The organism is Nocardia sp. NPDC020380, assembly GCF_044386975.1.
GTDB lineage: Bacteria > Actinomycetota > Actinomycetes > Mycobacteriales > Mycobacteriaceae > Nocardia.
Genome location: NZ_JBIRVQ010000001.1, coordinates 420,233 through 439,820, shown reverse-complemented (window position 1 = coordinate 439,820; position 19,588 = coordinate 420,233). Strand labels below are relative to the sequence as shown.

Genomic DNA, 19,588 nt, shown 5'->3' with positions numbered 1-19,588 from the left:
GAGCGGCCGTGCGAATCGTCCTCGCGGAGGACCTCTTCCTGCTGCGAGACGGCATGACGCACCTACTGACGGCGCACGGTTTCGAGGTGGTCGCGGCCGTGGCCACCGGCCCGGAACTGCAGCGCGCCCTCCGCGATACGGATCTCGAGGTGGCCATCGTGGATGTCCGCCTGCCCCCGACCTTCACGGACGAGGGCCTGCAGGCCGCCCTGCAGGCGCGCCGCGAGCGTCCGGGCCTGCCCGTCCTGGTGCTGTCCCAGCATGTCGAGCAGTTGTACGCGCGTGAGCTGCTGGCCGACGGTATGGGCGGGGTCGGCTACCTGCTCAAGGATCGGGTGTTCAATGCCGAGCAGTTCGTCGACGCCATCCGCCGGGTGGCGACCGGCGGCACCGCCATGGATCCCGAGGTGATCGCGAAACTGCTGGCCACCACCACCCGCAACGAACCCCTCGCCGCCCTGTCGCCGCGCGAACGGGAAGTGCTGGCCCTCATGGCCGAGGGCTGTTCCAATACGGCGATCGGCGCCCGCCTGTTCATCAGTGAGGGCGCCATCGGCAAGCACACCGCCAATATCTTCACCAAGCTCGGCCTCACCCAATCCGACGACACCAACCGCCGTGTATTGGCCGTGCTCGCCTATCTGCACGACCGCGGACCCGATGAGTCGTCCACTCCCAGACCGTCTTGAGTGGTACATCCTCCAACACTTCAAGGAGCCGACGATGACCACCAACCCCGCCCTGTCCGATCTGCAAGTCCTGATCGGCGATTGGGATATGGAACTGTCCCGCACCTCGTTCCTGCCCACCCCCGACGCCGTCGCGCACGGGAAACTCGCCGTCGAATGGGTGGATCCCGGTGCGGCCGTGGTGATGCGCATGGGTGATGCGTCGACCCCGACCGCCACCTGGATCATCGGCCGCGACGAAGCGCACCCGGACTACACCGTCCTGTACACCGACGACCGCGGTTACTCCCGCGTCTACGGCATGACCTTCGCCGACCGCCGCTGGCAGATCGCCCGCACCACACCGGAATTCACCCAGCGCTTCCGTGCCGAGGTCGCCGCCGACGGCAGCACCGTCGACGGCGAATGGCAGAAGTCCTACGACAGCGGCGTCACCTGGGAGCACGACTTCGACGTCCGCTACACCCGCGTCGATTCCTGAACCCGCCCGGCCACTCCCGTACCGGCCAGCGCGAGAACTATTGCGCACAAAGCGATCACCGCCGTCGAGGACCAGCCGAACCACCCGACGGCGGCCGCACCGAACGCGGTACCGAGACTGCCGCCCACGAAGTAGACGAGCATGTAAGCACTGTTGAATCGGGCGGGCGACCCCGGATCCAGCGCGAGCACCGTGCTCTGATTCGCCACCTGGGCCGTGAACAGGCCCGCATCGAACAGCCCGAGACATACGAAAGTGGCAGGCGCACTGGACAAACAGCTGGTCAGCACCGCCGTCGACACCACCGCGAGCGCGAGTCCCGCCAGGATCACCCGCCGCGCCCCGACCCGATCCGTCCACATTCCGGCGATCCGCGTGGCGAGGATGCCGAGCAATCCGGCGAAGGCGTACATGCCGATTCGCTCCGAGGAATACGAGAACGGCGGCTGCGACAAGGCCACCGCCAACCCGGCCCACACCGTGCAGAAGGCGAAGAACCACAGCGCACCCCGGCTCGCCGCCAGCCGCAGCACCGGATACCGCGCATACAGACCGGGCAGACCGCGCAGTGTCGCAAGATAACTCGTCGCGGATGTCCCCGCGGCGGCGGGCAGCACGAACCGAGCCGCGACGGCAATGACGAGACTTCCGGCCGCGAAGGTGAGCAGCATCGGCTTCCATAGCTACGACGCTAGGAACCACCCCATCCCGCGGGCTGGCGGCAAACGGACCTCACCGTCACGCCCGGTCAGACGCCCGGATTCACGTCCCAGGCGCGCTGTTCCACCTCGAGGTGGCCGGATCCGCGCAGCCGGTCGAGCACCCGCCGCCACGGCGGTGACCAGTCGGTCGTCGGGCCCCACCTTTCGACGAGGTGCATCGCGATCAGTTGTGCGGAGAGCAGGTGATCATCGGCGAGAGCGGTGGCGGACGGGAGGATCAGGCCGGCCTCGATCTGACGCCGGCCCTGGGTGAAATGGCTGGGCAGTCCGCTCCGCGCGAGATCCCCGATGTGGATCGGCCGGTCGGCGAGAACACCGGCAAGCGCTACCAGCCCGGCCGCCAGCTCCCGCGCCGAGGCCGTGTCGGTAGGCGCCGGCAGCAGCGCCAGCGTGACAGCTGCCGAATACGGGAGGTAGAGCGGATGCGCGGCCAGCCGCTGCCGCACCCCCTCGGCCAGTCGCCGGCGCGCCGCATCCGCTGCCTGCGGTTGGGGGCTGCCCGGCCGCTGATCTGCTACCTGCGGTTGCGGGCTGCCCGGCGGCTCCTGATCTGCCGGCTGCGGGCTGCCCGGCGGCTCCTGATCTGCCGGCTGCGGGCTGCCCGGCGGCTGCTGATCCGCTGCCTCCGTTTGCGGATTGCCCGGCCGCTGCTGATCGGCGATGAGCCGGGTGACGCGATCGACGATGGCCCGTACCCGGGAGCGCGCCCGATCGTCGCGCGGCACGGTCAGCAGCCGATCGAGTACGGGCAGGATCTCGTCGCCGATGACGCCGGAATCCAGCAGCGCCAGCATGATCGTCAGGCTGTCGTCGCCCTGCGGATCGGCCGGATCACCCACGGCGGCAATGAGATCGGTGAATCGGCCGTCGTACCACCGCGCCCAGATCGTGAACGAGCAGGTGGTGCGGAAGCGGACGCCCGGATCGGTGGAGACGGTGAGCAGCTTGCGCGAGAGCGCCGCGTAGCGTGGCCGATCGGCCGGAGCGTAATGCGACGGCCCCGTCTGGCACAGGGTCCGGATGAGCAGCTCGGGAGCGCCGGGAACAGCGGCCTCGAGCAGTGCGTCGAGGGTGCGGGGATCCTCCGGCCGGCGTTGCAGGGCGGCAGCTAGCGCGACTCGCACATCGCGGTGCAGATCCGGCTGATTCCATTGGTGCAGCAGGAAATCCACGGACGCCGCGCGATGCCGGTCGAGCAGCCGCACCGACTGCTTGCGCACCGTGATCTTGTGCCCGGGCTCGGCTGCCGCCATCAGCAATGGCCCGAGCCGGGACGGCGGCACGGATCGTGCGCAGCGGGACATGGCGGCGACGGCGGCTGCCGACGTCGAGCCACCGGCATGATCGAGCAGGGTCGCCATGACCTCCGCCTCGCCGATGCGAGCCATGGCATCCAATGCCGCCTCGGCGATCACGATGTCCTCGTGCGATGCCAACTCGCGCAGTGACGGCAGACTGCCCGGAATCCGGCCCAGCGACCGCACCGCCTGCAGACGCGTATTCACCGGCTGCGCAGCATCATTCGCCGCATCGGTCACGGCGTTGCGCACCGCGTCACGTTGCGACACGGTCCAGCGGACGGCTTGCGTCCCGGTGACCATGGGTACCCATCCTGGCTCGATTCCGCGCAAGGCCGCCAGTGCCGCGAGCAGGAGATCACTACGTTCCCGGGTGACCGATCGCCACAGGCTGTCCCGCGACAATGAGGCCTGCGGGTCCTCGATGAGCAGCTCGAACAAGCGCTCGTCGCACCGCGCAAGTTCCGCGAACCAAGCTCGATCCCAGAGACTTCGGCGGAATTCGTGATTACGTTCCTCGTGCGCGCGCAGATCCGCCTGCAGCTCGGTCAGCTCCGCGCCGCGCGCTCCCAGCGATTGGATCAACGCCCGCGCGAGCGAGGCATCTTGCCGTTCCCGCCGTGCCCGCAGCTGAGGTTCCAGTGCGGCCAGCAGCCGAGTCTCGGTCCCTCGCGGCAGTACGCGGTCGAGCCGGAACCGGGACCATGGGGTGGGCCGGGCCTGCGCGCGTCGTCGCCGTCGCCGAGTATTGCGCTCCGGGCCATCGGGATTGCGATCCAAGGCGGCGGTATCGAATCGGGCGATCAACTTCGCAAAGCAATCGAAGGCCCAATCCATAAGCAGCGGAACTGCATTCGGGTCCGCATGCTGCACAACCCGTGCGGCGAGCCGTCGCAACGCGAACATGCTGCGATCCGAAGTGTCGTGTGCCTGCACCACGGCCTCGGTCAGCACGCTGAACGCCGGCACCAGACCGTCTTCCAGCAGTCGAATGCGCAGCAGGCTCAGCGCTTCCAGCACTTCGGCCCGCAGCGGATCCTGATCCTGGCGCGTGCGCCGGGCGATCTCGGTGAGCACATTACGCAGCACCGCCGGATCATCAGTGCGAGAAGCGCATTCGATGAGCAGCACTCGCGCCCGCGCACGATGCCGGGCTTCACCCCCATAGGCTGCCTCGCTGAGCGCCCCCACCGCCTCGGCGAACGGCAGATACGACGTCAGCGTCAGCGGAATCGCCGGATCATCGAGTCGCCTGCGCGAGGAATGCCATACGGACCCATGCCATTCCAGCGCTCGCCGGGCCTCCGCGGCCGCCCTGTGCGGCGGCAGCCAGCCCAGCGCGGGCATGGTCGTGATATCGCCGGCCCGGCGGCTGTCCCGGGCGGCGACCGCGTCGAATACCTGCTCCCGCAGGCTCGGTGGCACCTTCGGCAGCGCCTGCGGCAGGTGCCACAGGGTGATGAACTCCGCGAGGGTAGCCGCGGGCAGTGCCGGTCGATGGGTCAGCAGCAGGGCGGGACCGTCGTCGGAGTAGTAGCGGGGGTTGATCGCGGCCAGCCGCGCGGTGCGTATCGCATCGCAGCGGAGCAGGGCCCGGAGCGCCACGGTGGGCAGCTCGCCGCACCACTGGAACTTCCGGTGCCGGTCCAGCGCATTCAGCACACGTTCCGGCTCGAGTGGAGCGGTTTCCGCGATACCGCGCCGATAGCGCCGCCACCATTGATAATCGACCGCGGCCTGCGGCCCGCCGTCGATCGCGTCCAGCAGTGCCCGCGGATGCCTGCGCCCGATCGCGCGCCAGGCCGAGACACAGTGCAGCAGTTCCGGCAGCAGTCGCGCCACGACGGCCGCCGAACAGGCCGGCAAGAGTGCCGCCGCCTCCCGATCGCCCCACTGTTCTCGCACTTCGGGGAGTATTTCGTCGGCCGCCCCGGTGCGTCCGGTGTGCCGCAGTGTCCGGTAGATCGCGCGCCTCAATTCGGTCGGCGCGTCCGTCAGCGCGGCCACGATGGCCGTATCGGAGATCGGTAGCGTCCGCGCCGCCCGCAGGGCTGCCCGCCGCAAGGTCATGTCCGGGCCGGTGAGCGCCCGTTCGACATACGCGACGTCATGCGCGGCCATCGCCATGTGCAGTGCGATCCGCGGACCGTCCCCGCCGGCGGCCTCGAATTGCGAGAGCACCGCTGCCAATTCGGATTTCCCGGCCGTCCGCCGGGCAGTGAGAGCCAATTCCCGCATGCGCTGGGAGTAGGTGAGAGTTTCATCGAAGGCCAGTGCCTGCACCGGCGCGAAGGGGCTCAACAGCCCGGGCGGAAACCGCCCTTCCAGGAGATGAACATGGAATCCAGGCTAGCGGACGGTGTCAAGTCGCGTGTCAGCCGACGCGGCCGATGCGCCAATCATTGTACAGTTCAACGACATTCGATCCGGTCTCCGGCGCGGACAGTTGCTCGATCGCGTTTCGCAGTACCGGGGACGGGGCGATGCCGAGCTCGTCGTGGAGCATGGCCTCGGCGCGGCGGTAGGCCTGGAGGGCCTCGGGTTTACGGCCCGCGGCGGTCAGTGCGGTGACCAGGTGGGCGTGCAGGATCTCGCGGAAGGGATGGGCCGCGGCCTCCACGGTGAGTTCGCGGACCACTTCGGCGCCGCGGCCGAGGGCCAGATAGGCCTCGGCCCGGAGTTCGATGGCGTCCAGGCGCTGGTCCGCGGCCGCGTCGGAGATGACGCGCAGATGCGCGGTCTCGCTCACATCGCAGAGGGCGGGTCCGCGCCAGAGACGCAGGGCCTCGTCCGCGTGCGCGGCGGCGGCGCGGGCGCGGCGGGCGCCGAGGTGGCGGCGGCCGTCGTCCAGTAGCCGCCCGAAGCGGTGCAGGTCGACGGCGTCCGGATCGATTGCCAGGCGGTATCCGCCGGGCGTGTATTCGACCAGATCGCCCGGCACGATGGCGCGCAGCCGCCGGACCAGGGTGTGCAGGGCATTGTCCGCGGCGCGGGGTGGGCGCTCGTCCCAGATGCGGTCGATCAGGCGCGGTGTCGACACCGCGCGCCCTGCGTCCAAGGCCAGCAAGACGAACAATGCCCGCACCTTGGGGCCCCTGACCAATACCGCCGAGGGCGCGCCGGGCATTGCCACGGTCGTCGGCCCCAATAGTCCTACCTGCATGAACTACTCATTCCGGTCATCGATCCTGCATATCCGCCGGGCGAGAAGCCCTGCCATCTAGCAGCCTCCGTTCTCGCGGGCGCGCGATCAAGGACCGGTTCGCACCGGATCCTGCAGTCTCATCGAACGATTCGCCCGAAATCGAGCCTTGTTCCCTGTGGCCCGGCGTACGACGATTTCGATCATGCACTCGCGACGGACGTTCCTCCCGGGGCCGGCCTCGACCGCCGCCGGTCAGCGCATGCTGCCGATTAGGTCGGGTTCGCCGATGCCGATCACGCGTGCGAATTCCGCTGCGGCGCGGGCGGATTCGGTGTCGGGCCAGAAGGCGCGCAGGGTGAAGGGTGGGAGTCCGGTCAGGGGTACCAGGGTGACGCGGTCGCGGATCGGCTCCCAGGCCGGGCTGGCGGAGAGCCAGCGTGCGGTGAGATGTGCTGCGGACCTGCTGATCACGGTTTCGAACAGGCGGTCCAGGTGACGCGTCGCGATGACGGTGCTGCTGATCGGCCGGCCTTGCGGGGTGCGTTCGGGCAGCCAGTCGGTGTAGAGGGAGGCCGCCACATCGGGATTCGCCATATCGTGGCCGGCCAGCTCCTCGACGTCGATGCTGGGCCGGCCGCTGAGCGGATGCCCGTTGGGGACCATTATCGCGGCCTCGCAGTACCGGATGACCGGACCGGTGATCAGGTAGGGGTTGTCGATGGAGGTGTGGCCAGGCGGCAGCAGGAGCAGTGCGAGGTCGAGGTCGTGCCCGGAATCCGCGTTCCACATGTACATGTCGTAGACGCGGTCGCGCACCCAGACGACGGGGCGGCCCGGCTTGATCATTCGATACTGCTCCGAGAGCGCGCTGCGCACATCCTCGGGCATGCTGACCGAGCAACCGATGCGCAGCGGCCGGGCGATCGGATCGATCGCGCGGCGCGCCTCCAGTAAACCCGCTGACAGGCTGCGCATGGCGGGCCGCCATTCGGCCAGCAACTGTTCGCCGATCGGGCTCAGGCGCACGGATCGGCTGGTGCGCTGGAACAATTCGGCGCCCACGCGCCGTTCCAGCGCACGCACCGCCTGACTGACGTTCGACGGTGATCGGTGCAGCCGATCCGCCGCCCGTCCGAAATGCAGTTCCTCCGCGACCGCGATGAACGCCTCGATCTCACGCATCTCGAGCACGGTTCTCTCCTATTGTCGAGCTTCTGGATTGAATGGTTCGCCGTTCCGCGGATCGTCGCGCCGGAGCATCGAGCGGCCGAAGAGTTCGACGAGCCGGTGGGTGTAGGCCGCTGGATCCGGTTCCAGGCCATTGGCATAACGGATTCCGGCGGTGTCTATGGCGGCCCGCAGGGTCACCGCCATGACGTGCACATCGAAATCGGCGAATTCACCGGCGGCTTGTCCCGCGCGCAGCACCTGCTCCAGGGTTTCCACCGCCGGGTCGGCGTATGCCGTGGTCAGCAGCGGTTCGCCGTCCGGCGTCTGGGCGTTGTAGTTGATCTCGAGCAGTGCCCGGAGTTGCACGGTGTGCTCGACGAGGTATTCCATATTGGAGCGGATATAGGTGGAAATCCGCGCCCAGTAATCGGATTCGGCCATGATCCGCGGATTCATGTATTCCTCTGCCGCGGTGATGATGTGGTCGATGACCGCCAGCATCAGATCGTTCTTGTTGTCGAAATGGTAGGAGATCAGTCGCGTACTACTGATTCCCGCCGTCTTGGCGATCTTGGCGAACGAGGACCCCATGTAGCCGTATTCGGCGATCGTGTCGATCGCCGCGGAGACGATCTGTGCTCGCCGGGCCGCGGCGGCCGGGCTGGGCACGTCGCTCGTTACTCGCATGAGTAAAAAGTTACCTACGTGAGTAACGATTGGCAAGTGCGAACTCCCGCACACCCGCACCCGGCCGTGCCAGCGGCGTGCAAGAGCGCAGCAAGCGAAGCCCGCCAGGATCGATGGTCATGAGCGGGAATTCAGGCATTCGAGTGGGCGTCGCCCGGGGCGTCCAGCTCCACCGGTCACAGCTCGAACCCGAACCGGGACGATACGACTGGTCGGCCGTGGACGCGGTCCTCGAGCAGACCGACGCGGACACCGAACTCTGGTTCACGATCACGACGACCTCGGCCCCGCCCGGCCCCGCCGGGTACGCCGCGATGGTGTGCGCGCTCGTCGCGCACTGCGACGGCCGGGTCCGCTACTGGCAGTGCGAGAACGAGCCCTCCAATGGATCGTTCGGGGCCGCCGAGGACTACGTCCGGCATCTGATCGGCTTCCATGCGGCCGTCCGGGCCGGTGATCCGCTAGCGGAGGTCGTCCTGGGTGCCTGCCCGCCTAGGATTTTCGCGAATCCGGACGAGCCCGATCCCGAGCGCGACTTCTTCCTGCACGTGATCCGCACCTGCGGCGCGCATTACGACCTGTTCGACCTCCATCTCTACGGTGACCCGTACCTGGTGCCCGTCATGGTCGAGAACGCCCGTGCCGCCCTGCGCGCCGCAGGTGACGAAAAGCCGTTCATCGCAGGCGAATACAACCACCTGCTGGATGCCGACGATATCGTGATGCGCAATATCCTCGCGCTGTCCTGCGGCATCGACCGCACGTTGTGCTGGCAGCTCCCGGTGCGCTCTCCGTGCACGAGCGCCTTCACCGAGCTGGCCTTCCGCCTCGAAGGCGCCAAGGCGGTCGAGCGAATCACGGTTCCGGAGCGGCCCGATGCCTATATCTACGACATCGCCGGCACCGAATGGCAGGTCGGCTGGCTGCGCCGCGAGCACTCCGTGGCAGAGCCGGAATCGCTGGTGTGGAACAACATCAAGGTGGGATCCCAGCCGATCTACCTGCGTGCGAACCGCTGACCGGGTCAGGCGTCGCGACGCCGCAGGGCGTACCCGCCGGCCCAGATCGCCGCGGCCGCCCAGAGCGCCGTGACGGCCAGGCCGCTCCACGGTCCGAGTGTGCCCGTGGGCGCGTGGACCAGGGCCTGCCGTCCCGCGCGGTCGGGCAGGAATTCGGTGAAACCACCGTGGTGGGACACATCCCCGAGCGTGAACGACAGCAACAGCACGATCGGCACCAGAATGCCCATGGCGGCGGTCGCATTTCGCGCGAGAGTCGCGAGTCCGGCGGCGAACAACGCCATGAGCGCCAGATAGATGGCGCAACCCGCCATTGCCCGCCAGGCCGATGAATCATCCAGTGGCACACGGTGTTCGCCCAGGAGCGGTTGCCCACCGAGGAAGCACGCCGCCGCGGCCACGAGACCGGCGATCAGGCTGATGCCGCCGATGACCACCAGGGTGCCGGCGTACACCAGGCCGCGCCGCGGCACCGCCGCGAACCAGACGCGAGTTCCATTGTGCCGGAACTGCGCCGCCGCGCAGACGGCCCCGAAACAGATGGCGGCGAGCTGCCCGAAGTTGATGCCGTAGAACGAGATGAGCAGCGGATCGAAGTCGGGTTTACCGGCGTTCTGCTTGCCGAGGGTGGCCGCGCCGATCAGGGAGAACCCGATCGTGGCCGCGAGCATGAGCAGCAGCAGGCCCGCGAGGACCGGCAGGGAGCGCGCCTTGATCCATTCGGATCGGAGTACCGCTGTGAAAGACATTGTCACACCACCATTTCGGAATCGAGTGCGGCGAATTCGGCGACACCGGCGGTCAGGGTGAGATAGGCCTGCTCCAAGGTGCCCTCCTCGTCGGCGAGTTCGAGAATCGGAACCCCGGCGCGCGCCAGCAGCGGGCCGATCACGTCGACCCGCGCATCGGGCACCAGCCAGCGCCCCTGCTCACCGGCGAGGACCTCGAATCCCGCGTCCGTCAGCACCGTGCGCAGCAGCCCGTTCTCGCTGGTCCGCAATCGCACCCGGGGCCGGGCATAGTGGTCGATGAAGGCGCCGATCCCGGTGTCGGCGAGGATCTTTCCGCGCCCGAGCACCACCAGATGGTCGGCGAAGGCCGCGGTCTCGGACATGAGATGGCTGGAGACGAACACCGTCCGCCCCTCGTCGGCCAGCCGCCGCAGCATGGTGCGCAGCCAGATGATGCCCTCCGGGTCGAGCCCGTTCGACGGCTCGTCCAGCAGCAGTACCGGCGGATCACCCAGCAAGGCGGCGGCGATACCCAGCCGCTGCCGCATCCCCAGCGAGAACGTCCGGATCCGCTTGCCGCCCACCGTGGCGAGACCGACCTCGGCCAGCACCTCGTCCACCCGTTGCGCCGGAATCCGATTCCCCGCGGCCAGCGCCAGCAGATGATCGCGGGCCGTCCGTCCCGGATGCGCGGCAAAGGGATCCAGCAATGCGCCGGCGACGCACAGCGGCCGGCGCGCGGCGACGAACGGCTCGCCGCCGATGGTCGCGTGCCCGGAGGTCGGCCGGTCCAGTCCGAGAACGAGCCGCATGGTCGTCGATTTGCCGGCGCCATTGGGCCCGAGGAAGCCGGTCACCCGGCCGGGCCGGATCGTGCAGGTGATCCCGTCCACCACGCGTTTCGCGCCGTAGTCCTTGGTCAGTTCGCGGAGCTCGATCGTGGTCATGGCCCCAGGCTGGCCGAATGCTCGCGCCCGGGCCTCCCGCTGCGGGGTGGATCGTCTCCCCCGAATGGGGGAGCCGGGCCCGCGGGCCCGGCTGGCACGATGAAGCCATGATCGGCTCCCTGACCCGTCGCCTGGCCAGTCCGGTGACGTATACCCGCGGGCTGCATCTGGTGCTGCCGCTCGCGATCGTCGCGGTGTGGCTGTTCATCGACCGGACCCATTGGTATGTGCCAGCGCTGCTGGCCGTTCCGGCCGGCCTGATCCCCGCCGTGCGGCTGGCCGAGGGCCTGCAGGCGCAACTGTTCCTGACGCCCGGTGAGCACGATGCGCCCGGCGGTTCGATCGCGGCCGCGCGGTCCGCGGACTGGTCGGACCGTTTGCGGACGGTCCTCTGGCTGGAGTTGCGGCTCGGGGCCAGCGCGCTCCTCCTGGGCACCTGTGTTCCGGCCTTGCTGATCACGCGGGATCTATTGCGCGCCGGGACCGGGAACCTGCCCGCCCATGACGCGATCATTCGAATCCAGCACCCGCACTGGTGGTTCGCCCTGCTCGTCCCGGCGGTCGTCGCGGTGATCCCCGCCATGCTCCTCGGCCTGGGCGACCTCGTCACCGCCGCGGCGCGCGCCCTGCTCGGACCGTCGGCGGCGCATCGGCTGCGGGCCCTCGAGGAACGCACCGAGCAACTGCTGGAACACAATCGGATCGCCCGCGAACTCCACGATTCCATCGGCCACGCGCTCACCGCCGCCGTCCTGCAGGCCGGAGCCGCGCGCGCGACCGGCGATCCGCAGTTCACCGAGCGCGCGCTGGCCGCCATCGAGGACACCGGCCGTGCGGCCTTGGAGGATCTGGATCGGGTGCTGCTGGTGCTGCGCGAACCGCATCGGCCGCTGCACGAAAGACCCACCCTGGCGCAGGCGCCGCGGCTCTTCGAGTCGGCCCGCTCGGCCGGTGCGGCGGTGGACGCGGCCATTTCCGGTCCGCTGGAACAACTTCCGGGCCCGGTCTCGCGGGAGGGCTACCGGATTCTGCAGGAGGCGCTCACCAATGCCATGCGGCATGCGGGCCGGGTGCCGATCCGGGTCCGGGTCCTGGTCGGTGCGGATCGGCTGGACCTCGACATCGTCAACCAGGTGACCGGGCCCGTATCCGCCGGCGCCGGAACAGGACTCCGCGGTATGCGCGAACGCGCCGAACTCCTCGGCGGCTCCGCGCACGCCGGCGCCCGCGACGACACCTGGCAGGTGCGGGTGGAACTGCCCTTCCGGGCCGCGAGGTGATCCGGTGCCCGTGACCGTCCTGCTCGTCGACGACGAGCCCCTCGCCCGCATGGGCCTGCGCGCGATCTTGGACGCGCAGCACGATATCGAGGTCGTCGGCGAGGCGGCCGACGGCGTCGCGGTCGTCCCGCTGATCCGGCAGCTCCGGCCCGACGTGATCGCCATGGACGTGCGCATGCCGCTGCTGGACGGCATCGAAACCACCCGCGCCATCCTGCATTCCATTCCCCGGCCGCCGAAGATCCTGATGATCACGACCTACGAGAACGACGACTACGTCTACGCCGCCCTGCGCGCCGGCGCCGACGGCTTCCTCCTCAAACGCGCCCGCCCCGCCGAGATCGCCAATGCCGTGCGCACGGTCGCGGCCGGCGACTCACTGCTCTACCCCGCCGCCGTCCGGGCCCTCGCCACCGGGCGCGGCAATCCGCGGGCCCGCGACACCCTGGAACGCGCCGGACTGACCGAGCGCGAGGAAACCGTGCTGCTCTTGATGACTCGAGGCCTCTCCAACACCGAGATCGCGGAGCAGTTGTTCATCGGCGCGCGGACGGTCAAGACCCATGTCAGCGGCGTGCTCACCAAACTCGGCACCCGCGACCGCACGCAGGCCGTGATCCTCGCCTACGAATCCGGTTTCGTGGACCGCTGAGCCTCAGAGGCAAGCGGTTTCGCCGATGGTCAACGGCCGCACCTTGCCGCGCAGCAGCCGCAGGAACTGCTCCGGCTGCCGGAAGACCGCGAAGTGACTGGCATTCTCGATCAGCACGAACTCCTTGTGCGGCGCGGTGACGACATTCAGGAAGGCGCGCGCCGGGGCGGGCGGGGTCATGGTGTCGCCGTCGCCCTGGAAGACGAAGACCGGCAGCTCGAAGCTGGTGCCCTCGGCCCATTCGTCGATGGCCACGGCCTGCGGGTGCAGCTGCTCGGAGAACGCGATGCCGCGCAGATTCTTGTGCAGGCCGCGCAGACCGAGTCGTGGGCAGAACCAGAGCGACCGGATCAGCACGGACCGCAGGGTGTCGTAGGACAGCGAGTCACTGGTGATGACGAGCTTGCTGAACAGGGACCAGTCGCGCGCGGTCCACACGGACCGATCCGATCCCATGGCGACGGCGGCCGCCAGCTCCTGCTTCCGGCCCGCCCGCCCCAGCCGCGTCAGCATGGCCCGGTAGGCCGTCCGCTCTCGCCCGCCCGCATTGATGTGCTGATCGGTGCCGACATAGGCGTGGAACAGTTCCGGATGATCGCGGGCCAGCCGCAGCCCGACATTGGTGCCGAAGGAGTTGGCCAGCAGGATCACTCGATCCACGCCCAGCCGATCGCGCACGTCCTCGACGACTTCCAGTGCGTCCCGGTAGATCTGGTTCAGGGTCATCTCGCCCTGGCGGAGCGGTGCGGCGGCGAAGGTCCGGCCGGAGCCGCGCACATCCCAGCGCACGATGGTGAAATGCCTTTCCCACGTGCGGGTCCGGGTCAGGAAGAGGTGGCTGGACGCGCCCGGCCCACCCGGGATCTCGACGATGACCGGATTGCTCCGATCGTCACCGCGTACCGAGATCCACTGGCTGAGCCCGCCGATGTGCACGAACCCGGACTCGTCGATCCCGGCCGGATCGGTGATGCGCAGCCCGCGGGCATCGACCGCCTGCCGGTACCACCGGTAGCCGAATACGCCCACGGCGGGCACGCCGACGACGAGCCCGAGGAAGACCACGAAGAGAAGGCCGAACATGGTGCGACTCCTGGGTAGTTCCGGTTCCGACCCACAAGTCTGTAATCCCGCTCTGGCAGTCGACTGTTACGTCGTGACAGCGCGGCCTCGCAACACCTGGAAACTCGCCCGCGAGACCACGATCGGTATGCGGCGCGCGGCCTGCAGATGGCGTACCCGCGCGGCCTCCGGTAGTTCGTCCCACGGCAGGGGCACGGCATCGTCGTGATGTTCGTGCGCATCCGCGAGTCGCGCGGCGATTCGATCGTCCATCCACCGGTTGTATTCGAGCCGGGCCAGCAGCCGCACCTCGTCGTCGTCGAAGTCGACATCCAGCCCCAGGGCCACCGCGGGAACCATGAAACAGCCGATCCCGGCAAGGTTTTCACCGATGCGGCGGGCCTGGACCCGGATGGTCTCTCGTGACTCGTGGGGGAGTTCCTCCCACGGACGCAGCACATCGGCATCGGGTGGTGCCGCACCACCGGTCATGGCGGCGTGCACGCGTGCCTGATGTGCCACCCGCTCGTTCGTCTCGTGCACCGCCCGCGCCAGCTGCTCGGTGACCTGGGCGGTGACGTATCCGGTGAGGCTGTCCAGCACCCGGTCCTGGGCGTTCAAACGCACCTTCATGCGCCGGCATTCGTGCAGCACCGCCTGCGCGTCCAGGAAGGTCTGCTCGGACCGGCGGTCACCGGTGCGGCCCAGCACATCCTGACCCACCATGATCACGATCATGAACACCAGCTGGGCCAGCGTGGACAGGAACGACATGAACAGGAACGGGTACGGATCGAACCGCTGGACTCCGGCCTCGGCCAACAGGATCCACACCACCTGGGTGCCCGCGGCCAGATAGAACGCCCACACACTGCCCAGCCGCGTGGTCAGCCAGGCCGCGATCCGGTCGTTGCGGGTGACCGCCTGGTCGGCCGCCAGGGGCGGATCCTGCACGTGATGCTGTTCGATCCACGGATGCGGGCTCGTCTCCAGCAGGCTCAGCCCGCGGCTCAGCACCCGGTCCTGCCGGTCCAGATGCGCCTGCAGATCGGCGACCTGCCGGAAGATGGCCTCGGTGTTCTCGTAGGTCTGCACGGCGCGGCGGTCGGCCGCGGCGCTGAGCACGCGCTGGCCGACCAGAATGATCAGGCACAGGACGAGTTGCGCGACATTGTTGAGGAACAGCAGAAACGGGAAGGGATAGGGATCCAGCCGGTGCAGCGGACCCCACCAGTTCGCCAGCGTCACATACACGCCGAATATCACCAGAATCGCGTACAGGGCTGGCATCGAACCCACCCCGCGGGTCACCGCGGCCGCGACGGCATCGTTCACGCCGACCTGCTCGTCGGCGAGCGCCACGGGCGATTTCCGCAACTCGATCACGCGATTACCGATGGTCAACTGTTCAGCCCCTCGTGCGCAGTTCCACGACGCCCCACTGTAATTCGAGAACGCTCAGTGGATCGAAGTCGGCAGCCGGAAGTCGTCGAACGGGAGGGGGCCGTCGATAAACGCGGTGACCGACAGGCCATTGACCGTGATATCGCTGCCGTGGTTCGCGAGAAAGGCGATGTCGGAAGCATCCCGGCCGGTAGCTATTCGTACATAGGCGGAACGCGGAGCCAGCCCCGTGGGGTCGAATGCCCGCCAGACGCCGTCCACGTAAACCTCCGGGACCGAGTGGAAATCCATCGGAAAACACCCGGGCGCGTAGACCGACGCCACCCGCGCCGGCACCCCGACCGCTCGCAACAGCGCCACCACCAGATGCGAGAAGTCCCGGCACACTCCGGTCCCGGACAACAGAGTCTCCACCGCGCCGTCCATCGGGCCGCTGCTGCCCGGCGCATAACGGATGCGACGGCCCACCCAAGCCGAGATCCGCGCGGGCATCTCCGGATCGCCTATACCGCAACCGAATTCGCTCCAGGCGAAACCGAGCAGTTTATCGGATTCGGCGAATCGGCTCGGGCGCAGATATGCCGCGAGATCGTAGGCGGCCACCGGTTCCGGTTCCGCCGCACCCAGTACCGTCGCCCGATACTGGACCCGCAAATTGCCTGCACCGGAATCGAATACATGAATCCGGCTCCCGTGCGGGCCGGGCACCTCGCGCGGCACCACCTCGGACCCGTCCAGCGTGAGCGCCAGCGATTCGTTCAGTTCCAGCCCCGGCTGCCGGGCGACCGCCAGCTGGAGCTGCAATGCGGCCGGGGCGTGCACCGCGATGTCGAGATGGGCGGAGACGTCACGCTTCACGCCCCTATTTTCCCCGGTTCACCTGGTGCAGGCGCAGTGTCGGTTCGGGTTCGTTGAAATGGGTGGCGGCCGACTGTGCGCCCGTGACCGTTTCGATGAGGCTCGCGGCCAGCTCGGCCACCTTCGTGTTGTGCCGCTGGGAGGCGAGGCGCAGCGTGTCGAATGCGGTGTCGCGGGAACAACGATTGCGCTCCATGAGGATGCCGAGCGCCTGATCGATGGTCGACCGCGAGGCCAGCGCGCCGCGCAACTGATCGGTGAGCCGTGCCTGCCGGAGATTGTCCACGGCGACCTGGATCAGCACACTCATATGATCGGCGGCCAGCGCGACGGCCTCGCGCAGGGCATCGCCGGTCGCCTCGATATCGTTCCGGTGCAGCTCGATCGCGCCGACGTGCTCGCCCGCGATCGTCAAGGGATGGGAATAGCCCGCCGCGGTGTGGACGGCCGATCGTGCGTGGCCCATGCCGGAGATTCCGGTGAGCCGCTCACCACCCACCCGGAGCGTGACGGACACGCGCGGCTGCGTCGGCAGCATCCGGCTGAGGATGTCCGACAGGAGTCCGAGGGAACCGGCGAGATCGGTGGTGGACAACAGCGCCGTCGTCAGCTCCGACATCCCGACGGCCAGCGCGTCCGTCACGAGCCTCGCCGCTCGGACGCCGCCGGCCGCTCGGTCAGCAGAGTGGGCATTCGTCCTCCAATACTTGCCGGGCGATCTCCTCGAGCGCGGTATCGGTCGCGAAGGCCGCGCCCGCATCAGCGCCAGCGCGGTATCGGCGTCACAGCGGCAGCGCACCGCCACCCGCCCGCACGCCTGATTGATCGCGGCGAGATAGTCGGCATCGTCGAACAATGCGCCCCAGGGCATTTCGTCGTCGGCCGAGGCGAGCGAATCCAGCAGCGTGCACACCAGCGCCGTCACGATGAGGCGGGCCGCGGGCACCACATCCCGGCACTGCTCGGCCCGCGCGGTGTACACGCACAGCGCACCCGGCTGATCCAGCTCCGGCATGAGCGGGACCGCGGCCACCGCGCGCACGCCGAGATCGGCGACCGCGGGGCCGTATCGGGGCCAGCGGCCGAGCAGCTCCGCACCCGCCGCGAAGACCGGTTCACGACTGTCGGCGGCATCCAGCGAAGGTCCCTCGCCGACCACGAATTCGAGATCGTGGGCGGCCCGCGCGACCGCGTCCGAGGCGGAGGCCAGCAGCGTCTCGCGCCGATGCCCGAACAGGGTCAGGGCGGCGCTGCGGATGCCGAGTTCCTCCGCGACGGTGGACATGAACACCGGGCGCAGGGTGGCATCGTCCGCGGCCTGCCAGCGCTGCATGCGCAGGGCGTGGCGGCGATGCAGGGCGGCGCAGGCCAGATGCCTGGTCTGAATTCTGCGGTGCAGCGCGGCCATGCGCTCGCGGAACGGGCGCATGGAGGCCGGCGGGTGCTGGGTGTCGGTTTCGTAGCGCGCCGCGACTTCCGCCGCCCGGGCGGCGCGTTCGGTCTCGGCGGCGAATTCCTGCCATTCGCGAGCGATCTCCGCGTGAACGTCTCGATGCGACGGCACCTTCTTCACCCTACCCGTCCGGTTGTGGTGCGGCGGTCAATTCCCCTGCGCAGCCGTGGAGTTCGGCTGGGACTCCTCCATCAGCAGCACCACGCCGTCCCTGGTGCCGTCCAGCGGTGAACAGACGACCGTGCAGATGATCGACCGGCCGATGCGATTGATGGCCGCAATCTCGACGGGACCGTCGCGGCGGCCGGTGGTGAGCGCCGTCGCGATGTTCTCCCGCAGCGAGGCGGTCGGCAGGCCGAAATCCAATGAGAAGAAACCCTGCCGGCGCACCTCCTCGGCGCGCAGTCCCCACAGCTCCTCGGCACCGCGGTTCCAGCTGCGCACCCGTAGTTCACCGTCGAGCACCACCACGCCCGCCGCGATACTGGACAGCACGCCCTCGAGAAACGTTCTGGTTTCGTCGAGTTCGTTGCTGCGGATCCGCATCTCCTCGTTCATGGTCTCCAGTTCCTCGTTCCCCGACTGGAGTTCCTCATTCGTGGTCTCCAGTTCCTCATTGGTGGACTGGAGTTCTTCGTTGGTGGTCTCGAGTTCCTCGTTGGTGGATTGCAGTTCCTCGTAAGCGGTTTCGAGTTCTTCGCGCTTCACCTTCAGCTCCGAGGACAGTCGCGTCGTCACCGTGGTGTCGATGAAATTGACGACCACGCCGAGATCGACGCCGTCGCTGCTGCGCAACGGCTGCACGGAGACGTCGAAGTACTGGGATTCGTCCGGGCCGAGCCGGCGCTCGACCCCGGCGACCCGGATGGTGCGATGCTCGGTGGTGGCCTGCTCGATCAGCGAGCGCAGTTCGAGCGGGCGATAGGAGATCTCCAGTTCGCTCAGCGGCCGGCCGACATCGTGCTGGGTCAGGCCGAACTGGCTGCGTATCTGCCCGTTCAGCACCGCGACCCGGCCGTCGTACTCGATGGCGACAATGCCGAACGGCGCGGTCTCCAAAGCCAATTCGTTCAGTTGCCGCTTCCGGACCACGCCCTGCACTTCCTGGCCGGCGCCGATATCGAGCCGGATCGGTGCGGGCTGATGCGGCAGCGGGGCCAGCCCGGCGCGGCGGCGGAATATGCGCTGCCGCATATTGGCGACCTCGAACCGGTCACTGTCCGAGAGCAGCATCTCGGCTTTGCCCAGGAACAGGTAGCCGGTGTCGCGCAAGGCGAAATGATAGCGATCCAGGATCTGTTGCTGCGCTTCGACATTGAAATACATGAGGGTATTGCGGCAGACCAGCAGATCCAGCCGGGAGATGGGCGCATCGCGGGTGATGTCGTGCCGGCCGAAGATCACCCGGCGGCGCAGATCGGAGCGGAAGGTGAACTTGTCGCCGCTGGGATCGAAATAGCGGTCCCGCAATTCGGTCGACAACGGCTCCAGAGCGCGGGCTGTATAGAGCCCGGAACGCGCCTCGCGCAGCGCTTCGTCGTCCACATCGGTGCCGTAGATCTTGACCCGCTTCATGCATTCGTCGATACCGAGCGCCTCGGCGAACACGATGGCGAGCGAATACGCCTCCTCGCCGCTGGAACAGCCGGCGCTCCAGATCCGGATCTCCTCCTCCGGCGGCACCTGCGCGATCAGTTCCGGCACCACCTCGCGCTGCAGGAACTGCCAGGCGTCGACATCGCGGACGAAGCTGGTGACATTGATCAGGATCGTATTGAACAGGTGGCGGAACTCTTCCGCGCTGGTCTCCAGCCGGTCCTGGTAATCCGCGAAGTCCAGGATGCCGACCTCGTGCATGCGCTTGGCAATGCGCCGGGCCAGCGATGAGCGCTTGTACCCGGTGAAATCGAAGCCGCGCGCGTCCCGGATGAAGACCAGCAGATCCTCCAGTCCGGCGTTCTCGGCATCCTCCTGCGGCTCGCTCATCGGC

Annotated in this window: 17 protein-coding genes; 5 read left to right on the top strand and 12 right to left on the bottom strand. The window is 68.3% G+C overall.

The genetic code is table 11. The features are described 5' to 3' along the window. Window positions 1-8: 8 nt before the first annotated feature. Together ACH438_RS02050 and ACH438_RS02045 are read left to right on the top strand one after the other, a co-directional pair. Window positions 9-689, top strand: coding sequence for a LuxR C-terminal-related transcriptional regulator (locus ACH438_RS02050; protein ID WP_397000144.1), 681 nt, complete (start codon window positions 9-11; stop codon window positions 687-689). Between the two features lie 34 nt (window positions 690-723). Beyond that, window positions 724-1,170, top strand: coding sequence for a hypothetical protein (locus ACH438_RS02045; protein ID WP_397000142.1), 447 nt, complete (start codon window positions 724-726; stop codon window positions 1,168-1,170). Here the strand turns inward: ACH438_RS02045 and ACH438_RS02040 are convergent. From ACH438_RS02040 to ACH438_RS02020, 5 genes are all read right to left on the bottom strand, one after another. Further along, window positions 1,149-1,841 carry a hypothetical protein gene (locus ACH438_RS02040; RefSeq protein ID WP_397000140.1) on the bottom strand — a complete coding sequence of 231 codons (693 nt, stop codon included), beginning with the start codon at window positions 1,839-1,841 and terminating at the stop codon, window positions 1,149-1,151. The two genes, ACH438_RS02045 and ACH438_RS02040, sit on opposite strands and share 22 nt — an antisense overlap. A gap of 77 nt (window positions 1,842-1,918) precedes the next feature. Next, a complete protein-coding gene (locus tag ACH438_RS02035) occupies window positions 1,919-5,491 on the bottom strand; it encodes a hypothetical protein (protein ID WP_397000138.1) in 3,573 nt (1,190 codons plus the stop codon). Between the two features lie 73 nt (window positions 5,492-5,564). After that, the gene (locus tag ACH438_RS02030) at window positions 5,565-6,353 is read right to left on the bottom strand and encodes a BTAD domain-containing putative transcriptional regulator (RefSeq protein ID WP_397000136.1); all 789 of its coding nucleotides are present in this window, start codon (window positions 6,351-6,353) and stop codon (window positions 5,565-5,567) included. 234 nt (window positions 6,354-6,587) lie between these two features. Beyond that, the gene (locus ACH438_RS02025; RefSeq protein ID WP_397000731.1) at window positions 6,588-7,517 is read right to left on the bottom strand and encodes a LysR family transcriptional regulator; all 930 of its coding nucleotides are present in this window, start codon (window positions 7,515-7,517) and stop codon (window positions 6,588-6,590) included. An 18-nt stretch (window positions 7,518-7,535) separates the two neighbouring features. Further along, window positions 7,536-8,192, bottom strand: a complete 657-nt coding sequence (locus ACH438_RS02020; protein ID WP_397000134.1) for a TetR/AcrR family transcriptional regulator — start codon at window positions 8,190-8,192, stop codon at window positions 7,536-7,538. Window positions 8,193-8,311: 119 nt separating this feature from the next. Here ACH438_RS02020 and ACH438_RS02015 point away from each other — a divergent pair, with 119 nt between their 5' ends. Continuing rightward, a complete protein-coding gene (locus tag ACH438_RS02015; protein WP_397000132.1) occupies window positions 8,312-9,211 on the top strand; it encodes a hypothetical protein in 900 nt (299 codons plus the stop codon). A 5-nt stretch (window positions 9,212-9,216) separates the two neighbouring features. On the opposite strand, the gene ACH438_RS02010 is transcribed toward ACH438_RS02015, so the two are convergent. Together ACH438_RS02010 and ACH438_RS02005 are read right to left on the bottom strand one after the other, a co-directional pair. Beyond that, the gene (locus tag ACH438_RS02010) at window positions 9,217-9,960 is read right to left on the bottom strand and encodes a hypothetical protein (protein WP_397000130.1); all 744 of its coding nucleotides are present in this window, start codon (window positions 9,958-9,960) and stop codon (window positions 9,217-9,219) included. A 2-nt stretch (window positions 9,961-9,962) separates the two neighbouring features. Then, window positions 9,963-10,889, bottom strand: a complete 927-nt coding sequence (locus ACH438_RS02005) for an ATP-binding cassette domain-containing protein (RefSeq protein ID WP_397000128.1) — start codon at window positions 10,887-10,889, stop codon at window positions 9,963-9,965. 17 nt (window positions 10,890-10,906) lie between these two features. On the opposite strand from ACH438_RS02005, the gene ACH438_RS02000 reads away from it, so the two are divergent. After that, window positions 10,907-12,169 (top strand): sensor histidine kinase, encoded by a 1,263-nt coding sequence (locus ACH438_RS02000; RefSeq protein ID WP_397000126.1) that lies wholly within the window; start codon window positions 10,907-10,909, stop codon window positions 12,167-12,169. Window positions 12,170-12,173: 4 nt separating this feature from the next. Beyond that, on the top strand, window positions 12,174-12,821 hold the full coding sequence (locus ACH438_RS01995; RefSeq protein ID WP_397000124.1) for a response regulator: 648 nt from the start codon (window positions 12,174-12,176) through the stop codon (window positions 12,819-12,821). Between the two features lie 3 nt (window positions 12,822-12,824). Here ACH438_RS01995 and ACH438_RS01990 read toward each other — a convergent pair whose 3' ends face one another. The 5 genes from ACH438_RS01990 to ACH438_RS01970 form a co-directional block, all read right to left on the bottom strand. After that, the gene (locus ACH438_RS01990) at window positions 12,825-13,904 is read right to left on the bottom strand and encodes an alpha/beta fold hydrolase (RefSeq protein WP_397000122.1); all 1,080 of its coding nucleotides are present in this window, start codon (window positions 13,902-13,904) and stop codon (window positions 12,825-12,827) included. A gap of 66 nt (window positions 13,905-13,970) precedes the next feature. Then, window positions 13,971-15,287, bottom strand: coding sequence for a DUF1003 domain-containing protein (locus tag ACH438_RS01985; RefSeq protein WP_397000120.1), 1,317 nt, complete (start codon window positions 15,285-15,287; stop codon window positions 13,971-13,973). A 54-nt stretch (window positions 15,288-15,341) separates the two neighbouring features. Continuing rightward, a complete protein-coding gene (locus ACH438_RS01980) occupies window positions 15,342-16,145 on the bottom strand; it encodes a transglutaminase family protein (RefSeq protein WP_397000118.1) in 804 nt (267 codons plus the stop codon). A 4-nt stretch (window positions 16,146-16,149) separates the two neighbouring features. After that, window positions 16,150-17,709 (bottom strand): ANTAR domain-containing protein, encoded by a 1,560-nt coding sequence (locus ACH438_RS01975; protein WP_397000116.1) that lies wholly within the window; start codon window positions 17,707-17,709, stop codon window positions 16,150-16,152. 36 nt (window positions 17,710-17,745) lie between these two features. Next, window positions 17,746-19,584, bottom strand: a complete 1,839-nt coding sequence (locus ACH438_RS01970) for a CheR family methyltransferase (protein WP_397000114.1) — start codon at window positions 19,582-19,584, stop codon at window positions 17,746-17,748. Window positions 19,585-19,588: the final 4 nt, after the last annotated feature.

Coding starts and splice junctions, on each gene's coding strand:
- ACH438_RS02040 (WP_397000140.1), bottom strand. CDS start 1,841: ATGCTGCTCACCTTCGCGGCCGGAAGTCTCGTCATTGCCGTCGCGGCT.
- ACH438_RS02025 (WP_397000731.1), bottom strand. CDS start 7,517: ATGCGTGAGATCGAGGCGTTCATCGCGGTCGCGGAGGAACTGCATTTC.
- ACH438_RS02000 (WP_397000126.1), top strand. CDS start 10,907: ATGCTCGCGCCCGGGCCTCCCGCTGCGGGGTGGATCGTCTCCCCCGAA.
- ACH438_RS02005 (WP_397000128.1), bottom strand. CDS start 10,889: ATGACCACGATCGAGCTCCGCGAACTGACCAAGGACTACGGCGCGAAA.
- ACH438_RS01990 (WP_397000122.1), bottom strand. CDS start 13,904: ATGTTCGGCCTTCTCTTCGTGGTCTTCCTCGGGCTCGTCGTCGGCGTG.
- ACH438_RS02010 (WP_397000130.1), bottom strand. CDS start 9,960: ATGTCTTTCACAGCGGTACTCCGATCCGAATGGATCAAGGCGCGCTCC.
- ACH438_RS02045 (WP_397000142.1), top strand. CDS start 724: ATGACCACCAACCCCGCCCTGTCCGATCTGCAAGTCCTGATCGGCGAT.
- ACH438_RS02030 (WP_397000136.1), bottom strand. CDS start 6,353: ATGCAGGTAGGACTATTGGGGCCGACGACCGTGGCAATGCCCGGCGCG.
- ACH438_RS02015 (WP_397000132.1), top strand. CDS start 8,312: ATGAGCGGGAATTCAGGCATTCGAGTGGGCGTCGCCCGGGGCGTCCAG.
- ACH438_RS02020 (WP_397000134.1), bottom strand. CDS start 8,192: ATGCGAGTAACGAGCGACGTGCCCAGCCCGGCCGCCGCGGCCCGGCGA.
- ACH438_RS01970 (WP_397000114.1), bottom strand. CDS start 19,584: ATGAGCGAGCCGCAGGAGGATGCCGAGAACGCCGGACTGGAGGATCTG.